This window comes from Parabacteroides sp. PH5-46 (genome assembly GCF_029892785.1).
Taxonomy (GTDB): domain Bacteria; phylum Bacteroidota; class Bacteroidia; order Bacteroidales; family Tannerellaceae; genus DFXE01.
The window spans coordinates 19,557-35,640 of sequence record NZ_JARXXA010000011.1 but is presented as its reverse complement, the minus strand read 5'-3'; the positions used below and the strand labels follow the sequence as shown (position 1 = coordinate 35,640).

At 37.6% G+C, this 16,084-nt stretch carries 18 protein-coding genes and 2 tRNA genes; 13 read left to right on the top strand and 7 right to left on the bottom strand.

What is annotated here, in order from left to right; genetic code table 11:
- The first annotated feature begins 118 nt into the window (after positions 1-118).
- The 3 genes from M2470_RS12215 (at position 119) to M2470_RS12205 (ending at position 3,140) form a co-directional block, all read left to right on the top strand.
- Positions 119-1,777, top strand: coding sequence for a glycoside hydrolase family 43 protein (locus M2470_RS12215; RefSeq protein WP_280745315.1), 1,659 nt, complete (start codon positions 119-121; stop codon positions 1,775-1,777).
- Positions 1,778-1,843: 66 nt separating this feature from the next.
- A complete protein-coding gene (locus M2470_RS12210) occupies positions 1,844-2,548 on the top strand; it encodes an SAM-dependent methyltransferase (protein WP_280745316.1) in 705 nt (234 codons plus the stop codon).
- A 7-nt stretch (positions 2,549-2,555) separates the two neighbouring features.
- A complete protein-coding gene (locus M2470_RS12205; RefSeq protein ID WP_280745317.1) occupies positions 2,556-3,140 on the top strand; it encodes an acyltransferase in 585 nt (194 codons plus the stop codon).
- A gap of 56 nt (positions 3,141-3,196) precedes the next feature.
- Here the strand turns inward: M2470_RS12205 and M2470_RS12200 are convergent, their stop codons facing one another.
- Complete coding sequence (locus tag M2470_RS12200) at positions 3,197-4,051, bottom strand: helix-turn-helix transcriptional regulator (protein WP_280745318.1); 855 nt, start codon at positions 4,049-4,051, stop codon at positions 3,197-3,199.
- Between the two features lie 437 nt (positions 4,052-4,488).
- Between M2470_RS12200 and pyrE the strand changes: the two genes are divergently transcribed.
- The 8 genes from pyrE to M2470_RS12160 all read left to right on the top strand — a co-directional run bounded on the left by pyrE (position 4,489) and on the right by M2470_RS12160 (position 9,819).
- Positions 4,489-5,127, top strand: coding sequence for an orotate phosphoribosyltransferase (gene pyrE, locus M2470_RS12195; protein WP_280745319.1), 639 nt, complete (start codon positions 4,489-4,491; stop codon positions 5,125-5,127).
- 9 nt (positions 5,128-5,136) lie between these two features.
- Positions 5,137-5,547, top strand: a complete 411-nt coding sequence (locus M2470_RS12190) for an SRPBCC family protein (protein WP_280745320.1) — start codon at positions 5,137-5,139, stop codon at positions 5,545-5,547.
- Positions 5,548-5,550: 3 nt separating this feature from the next.
- Positions 5,551-6,891, top strand: coding sequence for an argininosuccinate lyase (gene argH, locus M2470_RS12185; RefSeq protein ID WP_280745321.1), 1,341 nt, complete (start codon positions 5,551-5,553; stop codon positions 6,889-6,891).
- Positions 6,888-7,361: a (2Fe-2S)-binding protein gene (locus M2470_RS12180; protein ID WP_280745322.1), complete on the top strand. Its 474-nt coding sequence runs from the start codon at positions 6,888-6,890 to the stop codon at positions 7,359-7,361. The genes argH and M2470_RS12180 overlap by 4 nt, the downstream gene beginning before the upstream one ends.
- Positions 7,362-7,424: 63 nt before the next feature.
- Positions 7,425-7,497: transfer RNA gene (locus tag M2470_RS12175), tRNA-Gly, on the top strand.
- Positions 7,498-7,516: 19 nt separating this feature from the next.
- Positions 7,517-7,600, top strand: a tRNA-Leu gene (locus M2470_RS12170).
- Between the two features lie 871 nt (positions 7,601-8,471).
- The gene (locus tag M2470_RS12165) at positions 8,472-9,137 is read left to right on the top strand and encodes a hypothetical protein (RefSeq protein WP_280745323.1); all 666 of its coding nucleotides are present in this window, start codon (positions 8,472-8,474) and stop codon (positions 9,135-9,137) included.
- Positions 9,138-9,420: 283 nt separating this feature from the next.
- On the top strand, positions 9,421-9,819 hold the full coding sequence (locus M2470_RS12160) for a DUF1896 family protein (RefSeq protein ID WP_280745324.1): 399 nt from the start codon (positions 9,421-9,423) through the stop codon (positions 9,817-9,819).
- Positions 9,820-9,842: 23 nt separating this feature from the next.
- On the opposite strand, the gene M2470_RS12155 is transcribed toward M2470_RS12160, so the two are convergent.
- Complete coding sequence (locus M2470_RS12155; RefSeq protein WP_280745325.1) at positions 9,843-10,088, bottom strand: toxin-antitoxin system protein; 246 nt, start codon at positions 10,086-10,088, stop codon at positions 9,843-9,845.
- 718 nt (positions 10,089-10,806) lie between these two features.
- Here M2470_RS12155 and M2470_RS12150 point away from each other — a divergent pair.
- Both M2470_RS12150 and M2470_RS12145 read left to right on the top strand, forming a co-directional pair.
- On the top strand, positions 10,807-11,205 hold the full coding sequence (locus M2470_RS12150; RefSeq protein WP_280745326.1) for a hypothetical protein: 399 nt from the start codon (positions 10,807-10,809) through the stop codon (positions 11,203-11,205).
- 4 nt (positions 11,206-11,209) lie between these two features.
- A complete protein-coding gene (locus tag M2470_RS12145) occupies positions 11,210-11,614 on the top strand; it encodes a hypothetical protein (RefSeq protein ID WP_280745327.1) in 405 nt (134 codons plus the stop codon).
- A 365-nt stretch (positions 11,615-11,979) separates the two neighbouring features.
- Here M2470_RS12145 and M2470_RS12140 read toward each other — a convergent pair whose 3' ends face one another.
- The 5 genes from M2470_RS12140 to M2470_RS12120 all read right to left on the bottom strand — a co-directional run bounded on the left by M2470_RS12140 (position 11,980) and on the right by M2470_RS12120 (position 15,940).
- A complete protein-coding gene (locus M2470_RS12140; RefSeq protein WP_280745328.1) occupies positions 11,980-12,342 on the bottom strand; it encodes a hypothetical protein in 363 nt (120 codons plus the stop codon).
- Between the two features lie 125 nt (positions 12,343-12,467).
- Positions 12,468-13,172, bottom strand: coding sequence for a Lin1244/Lin1753 domain-containing protein (locus M2470_RS12135; protein ID WP_280745329.1), 705 nt, complete (start codon positions 13,170-13,172; stop codon positions 12,468-12,470).
- On the bottom strand, positions 13,169-13,477 hold the full coding sequence (locus tag M2470_RS12130; protein WP_280745330.1) for a helix-turn-helix domain-containing protein: 309 nt from the start codon (positions 13,475-13,477) through the stop codon (positions 13,169-13,171). Before M2470_RS12130 ends, M2470_RS12135 begins: the two co-directional genes overlap by 4 nt.
- Before the next feature lie 88 nt (positions 13,478-13,565).
- Positions 13,566-14,708, bottom strand: coding sequence for a hypothetical protein (locus tag M2470_RS12125; protein WP_280745331.1), 1,143 nt, complete (start codon positions 14,706-14,708; stop codon positions 13,566-13,568).
- On the bottom strand, positions 14,705-15,940 hold the full coding sequence (locus tag M2470_RS12120; RefSeq protein WP_280745332.1) for a site-specific integrase: 1,236 nt from the start codon (positions 15,938-15,940) through the stop codon (positions 14,705-14,707). The genes M2470_RS12125 and M2470_RS12120 overlap by 4 nt, the downstream gene beginning before the upstream one ends.
- Between the last annotated feature and the right edge of the window lie 144 nt (positions 15,941-16,084).

Below are 16,084 nucleotides of genomic sequence, written 5' to 3'. Positions count from 1 at the left end.
TGAGGTGTTCATTTGTGTATCGCGCGTTGTTTGTCTAGTCTTCAACAGTATTTATCTTTGTTTAAACAATTTAATTTTTTATTACGCCATGAAAAAGCATTTCTTATACTGTTGTGGTATGAGCCTGTTATTTGCCTTGTCTTCTTGTTTGCCTCAAAATAAGGTGAAAGAAGGGACAGCTTCTTTTGATTATTTCACCTATTCCGGTGAAGACGATTTCTATAAGGAAAATCCTTTGACAAAGGATAACCAATTTTATAACCCCATCCTTCCCGGATGGTATTCCGACCCTAGTATCTGCCGGTCGGGAGGAGATTACTTTATGGTGACTTCTACTTTCTCTTATTATCCGGGTGTGCCTTTGTTCCATAGCACCGATCTGGTGAATTGGAAACAAATCGGACATGTGCTCGACCGTCCTTCTCAACTATCCAAACTTGAGGGACAACATGTTAGTGGTGGCGTTTTTGCACCGGCAATCAGTTATAATCCGCATAATAAGACCTTCTATATGATTACTACGGACGTAGGTTCTGGTAATTTCTTTGTAAAAACACAAGATCCTTTCGACTCTTGGTCGGAGCCGATTTACCTACCTGAAGTAGGAGGAATTGATCCTTCATTCTTCTTTGATGAAGATGGACGCGCCTACATTGTAAACAATGACGGAATGGACGGGAAAGAGTTGTATGACGGGCACCGCTCCATTCGCATACATGAATTCGATGTAGCAAACGACTGTACAATCGGCCGGACGAAAATGATCGTGAACGGAGGTACGGATTTGTCAAAGAAACCGATATGGATTGAAGGGCCGCACATGTACAAGATCAATGGTAGCTATTATTTAATGGCAGCAGAAGGAGGAACCGGCCCCCAGCATTCGGAAGTAATCTTCCGAAGTGACAACCCTATGGGTCCCTTCATCCCTTGGGATAAGAATCCTATATTGACTCAACGTCATTTACCCGATGAGCGTCCGAACCCCATAACCTGTACCGGACACGCCGATTTGATACAAGCAGCCGAGGGGGATTGGTGGGCCGTCTTCTTAGCTTGTCGTCCGATAGATAATACGTTTGAGAACCTGGGACGTGAAACATTTATCATACCGGTTCAGTGGACGGAAGATGGCTGGCCTATGATGACTAAAGGAGATGAAACCGTACCGATGATCCTGGAAAGAAAGGGAGTGAAAAGAGAAGAGCCTGCAACATTTGGAAACTTTGTGGCACATGATGAATTTGAGACCTCTACATTGGCTATGGAGTGGATGAGCTTGCGTGGGGAAGCATCCGGACTTTATTCCTTGACTGAAAATCAAGGGGCACTTAGCCTAAAATGCGCTCCTATAAGTGTAACGGAAAGAAAAACATCCGCTTATATCGCTCGCAGGATGCAACATCATAAGTTCGAATGTACAACCCGTATGCAATTTAATCCGGAAAATGAAAAGCAAGCAGCCGGAATACTCTTGTACAAGAATGAAGATAACCACTACTTCCTGTCACTATCGAAAGCAGCAGAGGGCTTCGAACTTTCGCTTACACAAGTAGATCGTTCGGGAGAAAAACGGTTGGCAAGTACTCCGGTGAACTACAAAAGGGATATTGAACTAAAAGTTGTGTCTACCGGTACATCTTACAGTTTTTATTACTCTTTAAATAAGGGAGAATGGACTTCACTTATCAAAGATGTTGATGCAAGCCTTTTATCAACAGCAAAGGCAGGAGGCTTTACCGGTTCTACAATTGGCATGTACGCTGTGACACGGTAACAAGAAATCCTCCATACAGATAGAAAAAGTCTCACATTTTGAGTACTTTTGCCAAAAAGATACTGTATGCAAGCATCGCTTTTCCTTATACCTGTTACTTTGGGGGATACTGAGCTACGGAGGGTTCTTCCAGAGTATAACAGGGACGTTATTTTGCAAATCAAGCATTTTATTGTCGAAAATGTGCGGACGGCCAGGCGGTTCCTGAAGAAGACGGAGCCTTCTATCAACATCGATGAACTGACTTTTTATGAGTTGAATAAACACACCTCTCCGGAGGATATCTCCGGTTATCTGATTCCTCTATCCAAGGGTGAGCATGTGGGGGTGATATCGGAAGCGGGATGCCCTGCTATTGCTGATCCGGGAGCCGATATCGTGGCGATTGCTCAAAAAAAGAAATATCCGGTTGTGCCCTTGGTGGGGCCATCCTCTATCCTGATGTCACTGATGGCATCCGGCTTCAACGGGCAGAGCTTTGCCTTCCACGGCTACTTACCGATTGATTCCCCAGAGAGAACAAATGCAATAAAACAGCTGGAAAACCGTATATATACAGAGAATCAGACGCAAATGTTTATCGAGACGCCCTACAGGAACCATAAGTTGGCGGAAGAACTGATACGTACATGCCGCCCCTCTACTAAACTTTGCATCGCTTCAAATATAACTTGTGAAGACGAATACATACAGACGCGTCCGGTGAAAGAATGGAACGGAAAAACTCCCGACCTGAACAAGAAACCAACGATTTTCCTCCTCTATAAATAAACAGGCTATGGCTACATATCAGGCACACGAAACAGCAGTAATTGATCCGGGTTGCGAGATTGGAGAAGATACCCGTATCTGGCATTTTTCACACATCATGGAAGGATGCCGTATCGGCAAGCAATGCAATATCGGGCAGAATGTAGTGGTATCGCCAGGTGTTATATTGGGGAATGGTATAAAAGTGCAAAATAATGTTTCCATCTATACCGGAGTAATCTGTGAAGATGATGTATTTTTAGGTCCCAGTTGCGTATTTACAAACATCAGCAACCCCAGAAGTGCCATCCCCAGAAAAGATAAGTACGAAGAAACACGCATAGAAAAGGGAGCTACGATAGGCGCTAATGCCACCATCATCTGCGGACATTCCATCGGTAAGTATGCCCTTATCGGAGCAGGCGCTGTTGTAACAAAAGACGTCCCGCCCTATGCTTTAGTAATGGGCAATCCCGCCCGCCAAACCGGATGGGTCAGCGAATACGGACACAAACTAACATTCAACAAAGAAAACATTGCCTCCTGTCCCGAAAGCAACGAAAAATACCAACTAATAAACAACCAAATCAGAAAACTAATGATTTATGATTAACGATTAATGATTAATCAGGTACGCACCCCATTAATCATTAACCATTAATCATTATCTTAATAGTTTTCCTCAATCAGTTGTTTTCTTAATTTTGAGGGGCTCTGTCCGAACTGTTTTTTACAATAGGTTGTAAAATGAGCCGGCGAGCTGAAACCATATTCTTTAATAATTGTACCGAAAGGCGTTTTCTTGTCGGCCAGACGGGTTTTTATATGGCGGGATTTCTGTTTTAACATCCAGTTATAAGGTGAACAATCAAAGTAATCGTTAAATTTACGATTGAAAGAACGCACCGACATATTACACATATTCGCCAGTTCTTCAACTGTTTTCACCTCCTGATAATGCTGCAGAACAAAAGCCTTAAAATCCATATTTTTGTTCAACATCGGAGAAAGGAAGCGAGCCAATTCTTCTTTTGTATAAAAGGCTCTGAATACCAAAAAGACCTCTTTTTGCTTAATCGCATGCAGATGCTTGCATTGTATTTTGTTTTCTATATAAAACATCATACTATCCAACACTGTCTGCAATGGAGAGCGGATTTCCATCTTATTAAACACAGGCGGCTTCTTCTCGTAACTTTGCAAAGCTTCCAATGCCAGTTGATCACAAAGTGTAAACTGGTTATCAAAGCTCAGCAACAGATATTTCAGATCGCTAACAGCTTCACCCTGCGCTTCTGAATCCTGAGCAACAAGAATCATTTCTCCTCCCTGACACAGATGGTTACGAAATTCGTTACAAGAAAACATCACTTCGCCTTCCAGCAAGAATAATAGATAGTTAAAGTATTTATCTTCAAGACGCAACACTTCTCCTTTCTTTATCTCCCTATAGCTGAAACCTATATGATAATCTGATACATAGTTCTTACATGCCAGATGTTCTTGCACATACAAAAGCTTCATAAATATTATTTGTTAAAGTTAATAATGGCTGATTGTTTTAAATATCACCTTCCAAAGGTAGTGTTTTTTTAATTTTCGCGAACTATTTGACCGTTTTTTATACAAATCTTGTTATAAAAAAAGTCAAAAAACCATCTAAATATTAAAACAACAAACTAATTCACAGCACATTTTCAAAAGAACACAAAGAAAAAAGCGCCTATTATCTTTGTCCTTATCGTATAAAAGAATTTATTTCATGCCGACAAAGTTACTGGGTTACAACTGTCGACCACGTGGGTCACGGCTGTCGACCAGCTGGTTCACAGTTGTGACCCACGTGGTCGACAGTTGTGACCCAGCAAAATCTTCACACAAAATTTAGACTGATACGTAGTTGGTTTTTCATTATGATTAGCTATTTTTGCGTTTGATATAAATAGATGTAGATTATAGATATGAAAACACTGGAAAGATTAGTAGCAGAGAAATTATTAAAGGTTAAAGCCGTAAAGTTACAACCGGCCAATCCGTTTACCTGGGCCTCCGGATGGAAATCGCCTATCTACTGCGACAACAGAAAGACACTTTCTTATCCGGCTGTTCGTAGTTTTATTAAATTGGAACTAGCCCGTGTGATTAGCGAAAAATATGAAGATGCAGATGCTATCGCAGGGGTTGCTACCGGAGCTATCGCGCAAGGAGCGTTGGTGGCTGACTTACTTGGACTCCCATTCGTATATATACGTGCCACCCCAAAAGATCATGGCTTGGAAAACCTGATAGAAGGAGAGCTGAAACCCGGCTCAAAAGTTGTTATCCTGGAAGACCTGGTGTCTACCGGAGGAAGCAGCCTCAAAGCAGTAGAAGCCGTGCGTAATTTCGGATGCGAAGTAATCGGCATGGTAGCCATCTTTACACATGGTTTCCCGATTGCCACCAAGCATTTTAAAGAAGCCAAGGTAGAACTGACTACTTTAAGCAACTACGACGCCGTTATAGAAGAAGCCGTGCGTACCGATTATATAGATCAGAGCGAAATTGCCACTCTGCAGGAATGGCGTAAAGATCCGGCTAACTGGAAACCTAAAGAATAATCGGAACGAATGACTGAATTTGTTAGTGATATTAAGGCAATTCCTTATAATGATGACCGGGTATTCCGAATGCTATCCGACTTGTCTAATCTGGACAAAGTAAAGGATAGAGTCCCGCAAGATAAACTGAAAGACTTTTCATTCGACAGCGACTCCTGCAGTTTTGCTGTCGATCCCGTCGGAAAAGTCACCTTTCAAATCGTTGAACGTGAACCCAATAAAACAATTAAGTTCACAACAACAGACTCACCTATTCCGTTGCATTTATGGATACAATTGAAACAGGTGGCCGATAATGACACGCGCATGAAACTAACGGTTCGCGCAGACTTGAACCCTTTCATCAAGCCAATGGTTTCCAAGCCCTTGCAAGATGCTTTGGAAAAGATATCCTCCGTTTTGGCTTCATTATCCTATTAAATTATGCCTCAAAAACTTTGGGAAAAGAATGTAAAGGTAGACCAGGAAGTCGAAGCCTTTACAGTAGGTAAAGACCGCGAGATGGATCTTTATCTTGCAAAATACGATGTATTAGGCTCTATGGCGCATATCACAATGCTTGAGAGCATAGGCCTTCTGACAAAGGAAGAGCTCGACAAGCTGCTTGCAGAGCTGAAAAACATCTATCTCATCGCCGATAAAGGAGACTTCATCATCGAAGAAGGGGTAGAAGACGTACATTCCCAGGTAGAACTGATGCTTACCCGCAAACTAGGCGATGTAGGCAAAAAAATACATAGCGGACGCTCACGTAACGATCAGGTACTATTAGACCTGAAGCTGTTTACCCGTGCGCAAATCCAGGAGATCGTAGAACTCACATACACCCTCTTTTCCGTACTCCAGAAGCAAAGTAACAGATATAAAGAGGTACTGCTACCCGGCTACACACACTTGCAGATAGCCATGCCATCCTCTTTCGGCTTATGGTTCGGAGCTTATGCGGAAAGCCTAGCTGACGACCTGTTACTGATGCAGGCAGCCTATAAAATATGCAATCGAAACCCCCTGGGATCGGCCGCAGGCTACGGTTCCTCATTCCCGCTAAACCGGCAGATGACAACCGACCTCCTCGGCTTCGACTCTATGGACTACAACGTAGTGTATGCCCAGATGGGACGGGGAAAGATGGAACGTACAGTGGGTTATGCGCTGGCCGGAATTGCCGCTACCCTATCGAAGCTGGCCTATGATGCCTGCCTGTTTAACAGTCAGAATTTCGCATTCATAAAGCTACCGGACCAGTTCACTACCGGTTCCAGCATTATGCCTCATAAAAAGAATCCCGATGTATTTGAGCTAACCCGTGCCAAATGCAATAAGATACAAGGGTTTCCTCAACAAATTACACTCATCAGCAACAACCTTCCGTCCGGATACTTCCGCGATTTGCAAATCATTAAGGAAATCTTCCTCCCTTCGTTCGACGAACTGAAAGATTGCCTGCGAATGGTAACCCACATGATGGACGAAGTAAAGGTAAACGAGCATATCCTGGACGACGAAAAATATGCCTTACTATTCAGTGTAGAAGAGGTAAATCGTCTGGTACTCTCCGGCGTTCCCTTCCGGGATGCATACAAGAAAGTAGGCCTCGACATCGAAGCCGGCAACTTCAAAGCAGATAAAAACATTCATCACGTACATGAAGGAAGTATCGGTAATTTATGCAACGACCATATTTCCGCCTTTATGCAAAATATTATTGACGATTTCTCGTTTGAAAAAGTAAACGAAGCCGAGAAAAAGTTGATAGAACGATGATATACAAACGTATCTTTTTATGCCTGTTGCTCGCTCTATTTGCGTCATGCGACAAGACTTACATATCCAGTATACCTGATTATCCGGTATATCTGGAACTGGATTTAAATTTTGAAGACAAAGACCTGGTAGGACTGCAATCCTATAAGATTTACACAAGCCAGAACATCAACCAAGCCGTAGAAAGAGCCGGATTTGCCGGCGTATTAATCTATCACGGACTAAGCAATACAACAGCAATGGAGACCTATTACGCCTTCGAGATCGCCTGTCCGCACGAAGCCAACAAAGCAACAGTTATAGAAGTAGACAAAGATGGCATCTATGCCGTTTGCCCTAAATGCGAAAGCAAATTTGAGCTATTAAATGGCATTGGGAACCCCATCAGCGGTCCGGCCAACGAAGACGGATACTATTTGAAGTCGTATAAGGTGTCTGTAAGCGGAAACAAGATCATTGTTTACAATTAATTTCCACATCATTTATTTGCATAAATAAAAAAGTTCTCTACCTTTGCAGACGCAAACCAAAACGCGAAAGTAGCTCAGTTGGTAGAGCATAACCTTGCCAAGGTTAGGGTCGCGGGTTCGAATCCCGTCTTTCGCTCATCTTTTAGAGAAAGGATGCTCGGATGGTGGAATGGTAGACACGAAGGACTTAAAATCCTTTGGCTATTGCAGCTGTGCGGGTTCAAGTCCCGCTCCGAGTACAAGAAAAGCTCATAATCGACTGATTGTGAGCTTTTGGTGTTTCAGAGAGGGATAGTTTGAGGGATAAAATAAAGAATTTCTTATGAATTTGGTGTCTAAGGAATCAAGTATGGAATTAAACTCAAATAGCCATTCTCTTTATCTTTTATTTTTTTCATACCCACCCACTTATAGCCAACGGGCATACCCCCCCCGCGCGCATTATAGCAAACCGCTTGTTAGCAGCAGCTTATTCGTTTATTGTATTTTCATATTCTTTTCTCAAATTAAAAAATTCAATGATACTTCCACATATTACAGAAAACATATTTTTGCAAAAACGGAAATATATTTTATTTTTAATTCTATCAAAAAACTTATCAATAGTAAAATAACATAAAACTGTGCCAATAATTGCTATAATTAAGGGATTTATTCGAAATAATGATTCCAAAAAAAGTGAGTGTCAACCCCACCGAATAATGCACCATAGCCTAAGAAACCACCTCAAACGCCAACCCATCGGAATCAACTTTTTTATTGAAACCCTATAGACAAAAAAAATCGTGCAAGAGCTTCAGTTCAACACCGGCTTAAAACGAAACTCCGCCTTGCAGCGTTGCGTTTAAGCCCTTTATTGTTGGTGGCTGGGCAATTCATCATAATCCTCTATAATTTTTATAGTACGCCACATATTGTTCATATATGCTCTAATATTGTCATGATTATTTGCTATATCACCATTCATGCTTTATTCTTTATATACTCAAGAAAACACTAAGAATAATTGAATCACAGAATCACAAAAGCCCTAATTTCTCAGGACTTTTGTGATTTTAATTATTTTGCTACATTTGTGCCAATTTATTAACCTTATAATTTGATAAAAAAATGGAATGGAATCTTATCATAGCTATTATAAGTATCGTTTCTATAATAGTTTCTATAATTCTTGCTGTATTTAATGATTATTTTAAAAGTTTTTTCCGTCCAAACCTAACTATAGAATTTTCTGAAGAAATGGGACAATATGCAGTCTGGAATATGCGCAAAGAAGAGAAATACCCAAATAACATTGGATGTGTAGAAAATGTGGAAAACCAGACAAGGGTAGTATTTTACCATCTAAATATTATCAATAAAAGTCGTATCCCTGCTAAAAATTGTAAGGTTTTACTGAGAGAAATAAGTACAAAGAAAAGAAACAAAAAATTTCACAATGCTTTTATAAATATAGAACAACAATATGTATGGGCTCCCCATGAACAAACACCAAAGTTAATCACAATAACTAAGCAAAATGAAGGGGTCATTGATTTTGGGTACATAAATGAAAAATCTGAAAAATTCATTCCAAGATTGTATGTTAATTCAAATGCCTTTCCCGGATTTTTATATAAAAATGAAACAAAACAATACCACTTAGAAATTGTAGCTGATAATTATCTATCAAGAAGATTTATATTTCAAGTTAAATGGAATGGAAATTGGTCTGATAATAAAAAGAAAATGGAGCGAAATCTAATTATAAAAAATATTACCCCACTATCTAAATAATGGCGTTCTGGAGGCTTCTTGTTCCGATTGTTTGGTATGCCAGCACCCTACTATAATCTTGGTAAGTACTGCACTTCTTTTTGTGGTGATGTGGAATACTATTGAGAAATAGTAAATCACTACAATCTGTATTCTCCCCGCATACACAATAGTATTTCTTATTATAATACATTTACTCTTCCTTCATTACTTGATTTTCATTAATTTGCTATATCTTTGCAAGAGTACGGAACGAGATTTGTTTGCAATGTGCTTATTTGAAATTTGGTATAATTTAATAATTATGGAAGGACTTGACAAAGCAAATGTATATCAACAGGAAATATATTCATACTTAAAGGATTATTTTCCTAATCTCTTTGAAGATATAGACGAAGTGAATGAAATCATTGTTACCCGCGCCAAGGCCGCTAAAGCTGCTTTTGAAAAAGCGGACGACGAGGGATACAGCACTTTAGAAGCAAAAGAGAAGGCTAATGAAGCACTTCATCAAGGATTTGAGTTTTCGCCTATAGCTTACATTAAAACCTTCTACGAAGAAGTGAAAGACGAAATAATTGATAACGACGAAGCTTGTAAAATCCTTAAAAAGGCAGGCGACCTTTTTTGGCGGTATGGAGCAGATTTTGAAGGGACCGAGGAAGAATATGAGTTACGCAATGAATTAATGGCTTTTATTTGATTGGCTTGTTTGCTTTATCTTCTTCATAAAGATTTTACATGGTCTTTGAGGTTATTCAAATTAAGCGCTTTGAGCTCTTTCCCGCTTTCAGCCTCACGCATTGACTCTAAAGTGATTGCATTAGGTTTGTGGTAGATGATATCCATTAGCGCACTTTCCACGAAATTATTAAGACTTCTGTTCTCTTCCTTTGCAACAACTTGCAAGCGTTCCAGCAGGTCTTTTCTAAGCCAGAACGAGATTTGTTTTCTTTCTACTGTAGTTTCCATGTGATACATATATATATTATTTATAATACAAATGTATCGCATTTGCATCGCATATGTAAGAAAAGGGCATTTATTTTTCTCATATCTTGCGTTTGCTGTTGGCTATGTATCAACAGGAAATATATTCATACTTAAAAGATTATTTTCCTAATCTGTTTGAGAATAGAGACGAAGTGAATGAAATTACTCATGCCTAGGCAGCTAAAGAAGCATTTGAAAATGCAATAAACAAAGGGGATAGAACTTTAGACGCTTTAGAGAAAGCCAACGAAGCATTATACCTTGGGTTTGAGTTTTCTCCTATGAGCATTATCACTTTAGCGCATGGAATGATTACAACAATTGCTATTTTAGGTGGCGAAAAAGACTATTTGCTACCCTTTAAAGAAAACCCAAAATACATATTGTCTTGATGGGCTAACGAACAATATGAATATATTATTGACGAATTTATTTTTATTAAAATTGAAAATAGATATATTTGTACGTAGAAAATAAGCGGATTATCCGCATTACATATTAATTTAGCGTTCACAGCGCATCTTGGAATAGAAAACTGGCAATTTTCATGACAAACAAGATGAGATGTGCAATGCTCGTATCATAAGGTACGGGCTTGCTTATTTCGTTTGTCAGGTATGCCAGTACCTCTATTCCGTTATAGGTGAGATTCCGTACCTTTTTTTGGTATTTTGTGAATGCACAAAGTACTGATTGAATGAAAACAGAACACCTCTTTCAAAGAACTTTTGACTTTATCTGTCAGAATCCAGAAGCAACAGTAGATTCACTACCAGATGAATTATTGAACAGTTGGACAGTGCAGGAAGAAGAGACTGAAAACCACTTTCGTTTTTTCATGATTGCTTATACTCTATTCATGATAAGGAAAACGGGCTCAGATAGATTTTCAACTGAGACTGAAGCTTTGAATCAGTTGTTTTCTAAATTTCAACACATCTTGGTTTTAGAAAGTCTGAGAAGAAAACTACCATTGAATATCCAACCTGTAAAAATATTTGACTTCGACAATTATGATGAAAATATTCAAATAGAGGTTAAGAAAACTGATATAGCATTATTAAATAATCTGTATTATAAACTAAAAACAAACTAATCCGATGAAGAAAGCAACTATTTTACTGGCTGTTATGGCCATTTCCCTATTATCTTGCGGAGATGATGAGAAAACTGAATTGGGCAATAAAGAGTATAAAGTTAAATATGAAGCATCAGTAGATAAACCGGACTTATATGATGTGAAGGTTGTCTATACCGTTGGAAATGCCACTTCTGCAAGTGACAAGGAGAACATCAAAGAGCAAACCGTACCTTCGCCTTTCTCTTATGAAGTAACTCTTAAATCCGGTGTTTACGTTTCTCTAACCGTTTATCCTGTTTATAAAGGAGAAGGAGTAGATAAAAGTGAAGGAAAAGTAACCGGTAGTATATCTGTTGATGGAGTGTCAAAGTTTGAAAAAACAGATAATGTATTGATTACTTCCGGTTTTGTATTAGGCTTTTAATCTCATATAATTGTTCAGCTATGCAATTATATAATTGTATAGCTAAGCAATTGTGTAATTGAACAATTGTATCACCTCATTAATATTTAATTATGAAGATTTTCAAAGTGTTCCTGATTATTACTTTTTTCCCCTTAGTTATATTGTATTACTTATTGAGGTTTTTTAGTGCGGCTATACTTGGTGGAATCATCGGTGGGTTTATTTTTAGGAAATAAATTCAATATATTTTGAAGGAGAAACGCCTATATATTCTGCGCTATGTCATCTAATTATTAGATAGACAATTGTATAATCAAGCAATTATATCTATATGTAGTTAGATAATCATACGATTATACAATTGCATAAATATACAATTGTGCTTATTTAATTCCGATATAATTGATTTTCATACATAAAGCTTCATGCTGTTTTACCAATTCCACAATTTGTAGAATAAGATTTTCTACTATTTCATTAGTCAATAATCCATTCTTTTCAGCAAAATTCATAAACTTGGCAATTTGATTTATATTTCCACCAACTCTATTAATTTCGTTCGACAACTCTTTGACAGCTAAAAGAATGGATTTAGGGTCTACAATCACTTTATCTTTACTAAACAGTAATACTCTTATATAAGCTGACATTGAAGAAAACGGCTTAGACTGGTTTTGCAGTTTCCTATACTCATTTTCAGTAAGCCGGACATGAATCCATTTATCTTTATTAGTTTTCTTTGCCATATTTAGTTGCGTAAAATTTCATAAGTTTCGCATGAATCCCCCTGCTAAAAGCAGGCAAGAATACATTTGTAAAAACAAAAGCAACTGATTTTGTGATACAAATGTACATCTTGCATTTTCATAAATCACGATTCTTTCAAACGAGAAATAATAAAAGCGATAGGGGTGTAAATTTTCCCATTACTATTTCTCACTTCTAATATAAAACTCCAAATAGGACTCCCTTTTTCTCCAAAATTTGATTTTTTGATAATGAAATTATTTTCTTTTATACTCCCATTCATTTGAGATAAGAAATTCTTTAATCCATTCCAATTTCGCTCAACTCCATCTTCGGGAGGATTACATTTCAATAAATCTTCTTCCTCCTTAGCCTCCTTAAAGAGGAGGATTTCCTTTGTTTTATTCTTATTTGTTTTATTTGCGATCGCCTCCTGATCGCCTCCCGATTGCAAGGCGATATTTTTATTCCATCGTACTTGATTTCCTTTTTTCCCAGCTTCTGACAATGCTTTTTTCTTTTCAAGATATGGTTGCATTCGCCGGTTTAAACTCGCGGAAAAGAAAAATGTATTGTCTTCAATAATGAATAAGTCATATCCTTTTACTACCACCTTCATTTTTGCTGTCGTTGTGTTGTGTTTTCTCGCCAGGGCAGGAACCAATTTTAATGGATATTTGAAATCCGGTTGCTCACGTAAAGTTTCTACTAAAACCCAAAATATACCATAACCTTCAAGTCCTAATTGCTCGATTAACAAAACGCACTTTGGGTCGTCCTTTGCATTACAATCATGGGGGAAGTAATATGCATCTTTCTTCGCCTTCATACTTTTAGCATATTACTGTTACTTCTTGCGGCATCGATTAACTCTGACTTGAGATAGAAAACTCGATTTCCCAATTTGTAGCGATTGATTATACCACGCTTCGACCAATTAATAATTGTTTGAACGGTTACTTTGAACAGGTTTGCTGCTTCAATTTGTGAAATTCTATCCACATCAAACTCAATCTCTTTTTTCTGAATGATCTGAGGAGTTTCTTCTTGATTCAATTTTATTATAATTGAACCATCCGTGTTAAGCTGTATATTTTCAACAGCTTTAAGTTGCTTAAAATTTGTTTTTGCCATATCACTTTATTTTTTTATGATTTGATGGCAAACGTATTCTGTCTTAGTCGTAACCCAGTTAAGGAACTTTGGGCAAAAACACTAACAATCAGTCATTTAATATTAATTTAACAGTTTCCCCATATTTCCTCAATAGAGTTTCCAGAGTTTCCTGTGTTCCGAGATATCGTTCTATTGTAGATTTTGATAATTGAGCTTCTGCTATTTCATACTGGAAATATACTGACAACACAGTATAGAAGTTGTCCTTGTTCCCAATTAGTTTTTCTTTCTGGCTGCCGATAATAGCGCAGAACAACTTATTCGCATCTGAGTATTTTGCAATAGATTTGTTTAATATGAAACGAGTAATATTCCTGTCATAAGAAGAGTATTGCTCATGCATTTGATCCTTAAGAGTTTGCATGAATATATAAATATTCTCTTTTGTTATATCCTCATTTATGTACTTAAAGAACTTGTACATTGTTTTCATAAAGAAGCCTTCATCCAATATTGTACTCTTTTTCAAATCAGGCAATTCGATTTCGCTCCAAAAATCTAATTGATAATGACATAAAGCAATACTTATCTCTTTTCTTGGCACTAACTCAATTTCCACTTTGCCATTTTGTGTTGCTTCGAATGGAACTCGGGCAATACAGGGAATATCATCGTTTAATATAGAACACCTATCTAAAAGCATCTCCATAGCTTGCTTTTCCATTTCATTACACTCTCTAAAAAAACTCAAATCATGGCGTTTGCTTATTAGGAAAGCGGTAAACTTATCGTAGATGTCAAGTTTGTTTTTGTGGGTTATTTCAAATTGTGCAAATCCCCTATACTTTGCCAACAAAAAATCTAATGAATATATTAAATTTTTATAGTATAGAGCTATTTGTTTTATTGGAGTCCATTCATTTTCAATGATTTGCATTTCTTTCTTCTTCCGGATCAATATGCTTATCGCAATAGCCAATGGAGAACCTTGAATTTGAGCTTCAATGCTCTTGATAAAATCATATCTTTTCTCGTCTAATATGAGGTAATGTTTCTCTAAAAAACCATTTAGCGCATTAATCAGCAGCGCTCTATCCTCATCATTTGTTGAGAAAAGCAAAGTAGACATTCGTTCAATTGGATATAATTCAAACAAATCAGATAAAAAATCAGATTCATTTTCCAATTCTCCTTTGGAAAAAAGAACAAGACTGCTCTTAATCGTTTCTTCAAATGAGGTATACTTCATAGCTTATCCCAAGTATTTTCCATTTGCTTTTTCACTTCCTTTTCGGCTATTTTGACATAGCGATTAAATGAAGAATCTCGCTTATGTCCAGTTACGCTCTTCACAAAACGTTCACTCATTCCCAATATAAGAGAGACTGTCGCAAATGTTTTTCGTGCAGTATGACTTGTTATTAGCTCGTATTTAGGCAAAGTACTATCAACTCTCTGGCTACCGACATATCTTGTAATTGTGACAGGAGTATCAAGTCCTATCTCTTTACAGCATTCTTTGATATACTTATTCAGCTTTTGTGAAGATATAGAGGGAATGGGTTCTAATGGAGTATCTTTATATTTATCAAGTATCCCTTTGCTGAATTTATTCAAGGGGACAACATGGTCTGTCTGTTTTGTTTTCTTGATGTGGAGCTTAATATAATCCTTATAGATATTTGACGGTTTTAAATTTTGAATATCGGAAAAGCGTAGTCCTGTAAAACAGCCAAAGCAATAGAAATCACGCACTTTAGATAGTCTTTCTGACTTAAAATCAAAGTTATATAAAGTCATCAGTTCTTCTGTATTTAGAAAGATTACTTCTATTTCTTCTTCTGATGCTTTAAATTTAGAATATTGTGTATTGACATGATAATTCCGCTCCTCAGCCCATGACATGAAACGTTTGATGATGGATACTATCTTTGAGAAATAATTGTTCCGGATTCCTTTCTCTTCAAAAGCGAATTCTCGCAGCTCTTCGTAAAACTGGTTATTGATACTATCCAATATGATTTGAGTTCCTCGATGCTCCGCAAAGTCCTTTAAGAAGTTCAGTATGGTTACACGCCCTTTAGTAGTGTTTTGGGAAGATATGGGGCGGTTTGTCTCTATAAACTCATGGAAAGTATCGAAGAAGTCATGCTCCACATTGATTTTCTGTTTTTGCTCCAACTTATCAAGAATAAACTCTTTCGTCAACTCTATCTTATTAAGTAACGCATAGCGTTCTATGTCTCTGATACGCTCTTCGAGTTCATCCAGTATCTGATTATATTCAACATGGAAATTATATTCTTCTGTTTTGTAGTTGGCACGTATCCGCATTTTCTTCTCTTTCCACTGCTCGGGCTTGACAGAAACACCCTTGATGGATTTCTTAATCAGCTGTCCGTTAAACGTAATATGTAACCGTATTGGAGCAAGACCACTCTTGTTTAACAGTTCTTTTCTCAAATAAAAAGATGCTTCCATGTTCCCTTAAATTCTATCAGGGATAAAAATAGGGATAATATTCCGATTATATACAATTAAAAGAGATGAAAATTAGTTTTCATAATAATCTGATATTGAGAATCAACAGATTAAAAGTAATTAAAAATGGTTTTAATAACAATC

Bases quoted from the DNA above. Each gene is read 5' to 3' on its own strand.
- M2470_RS12215 (WP_280745315.1), top strand. From the start codon at position 119: ATGAGCCTGTTATTTGCCTTGTCTTCTTGTTTGCCTCAAAATAAGGTG.
- M2470_RS12210 (WP_280745316.1), top strand. From the start codon at position 1,844: ATGCAAGCATCGCTTTTCCTTATACCTGTTACTTTGGGGGATACTGAG.
- M2470_RS12205 (WP_280745317.1), top strand. From the start codon at position 2,556: ATGGCTACATATCAGGCACACGAAACAGCAGTAATTGATCCGGGTTGC.
- M2470_RS12200 (WP_280745318.1), bottom strand. From the start codon at position 4,051: ATGAAGCTTTTGTATGTGCAAGAACATCTGGCATGTAAGAACTATGTA.
- pyrE (WP_280745319.1), top strand. From the start codon at position 4,489: ATGAAAACACTGGAAAGATTAGTAGCAGAGAAATTATTAAAGGTTAAA.
- M2470_RS12190 (WP_280745320.1), top strand. From the start codon at position 5,137: ATGACTGAATTTGTTAGTGATATTAAGGCAATTCCTTATAATGATGAC.
- argH (WP_280745321.1), top strand. From the start codon at position 5,551: ATGCCTCAAAAACTTTGGGAAAAGAATGTAAAGGTAGACCAGGAAGTC.
- M2470_RS12180 (WP_280745322.1), top strand. From the start codon at position 6,888: ATGATATACAAACGTATCTTTTTATGCCTGTTGCTCGCTCTATTTGCG.
- M2470_RS12165 (WP_280745323.1), top strand. From the start codon at position 8,472: ATGGAATGGAATCTTATCATAGCTATTATAAGTATCGTTTCTATAATA.
- M2470_RS12160 (WP_280745324.1), top strand. From the start codon at position 9,421: ATGGAAGGACTTGACAAAGCAAATGTATATCAACAGGAAATATATTCA.
- M2470_RS12155 (WP_280745325.1), bottom strand. From the start codon at position 10,088: ATGGAAACTACAGTAGAAAGAAAACAAATCTCGTTCTGGCTTAGAAAA.
- M2470_RS12150 (WP_280745326.1), top strand. From the start codon at position 10,807: ATGAAAACAGAACACCTCTTTCAAAGAACTTTTGACTTTATCTGTCAG.
- M2470_RS12145 (WP_280745327.1), top strand. From the start codon at position 11,210: ATGAAGAAAGCAACTATTTTACTGGCTGTTATGGCCATTTCCCTATTA.
- M2470_RS12140 (WP_280745328.1), bottom strand. From the start codon at position 12,342: ATGGCAAAGAAAACTAATAAAGATAAATGGATTCATGTCCGGCTTACT.
- M2470_RS12135 (WP_280745329.1), bottom strand. From the start codon at position 13,172: ATGAAGGCGAAGAAAGATGCATATTACTTCCCCCATGATTGTAATGCA.
- M2470_RS12130 (WP_280745330.1), bottom strand. From the start codon at position 13,477: ATGGCAAAAACAAATTTTAAGCAACTTAAAGCTGTTGAAAATATACAG.
- M2470_RS12125 (WP_280745331.1), bottom strand. From the start codon at position 14,708: ATGAAGTATACCTCATTTGAAGAAACGATTAAGAGCAGTCTTGTTCTT.
- M2470_RS12120 (WP_280745332.1), bottom strand. From the start codon at position 15,940: ATGGAAGCATCTTTTTATTTGAGAAAAGAACTGTTAAACAAGAGTGGT.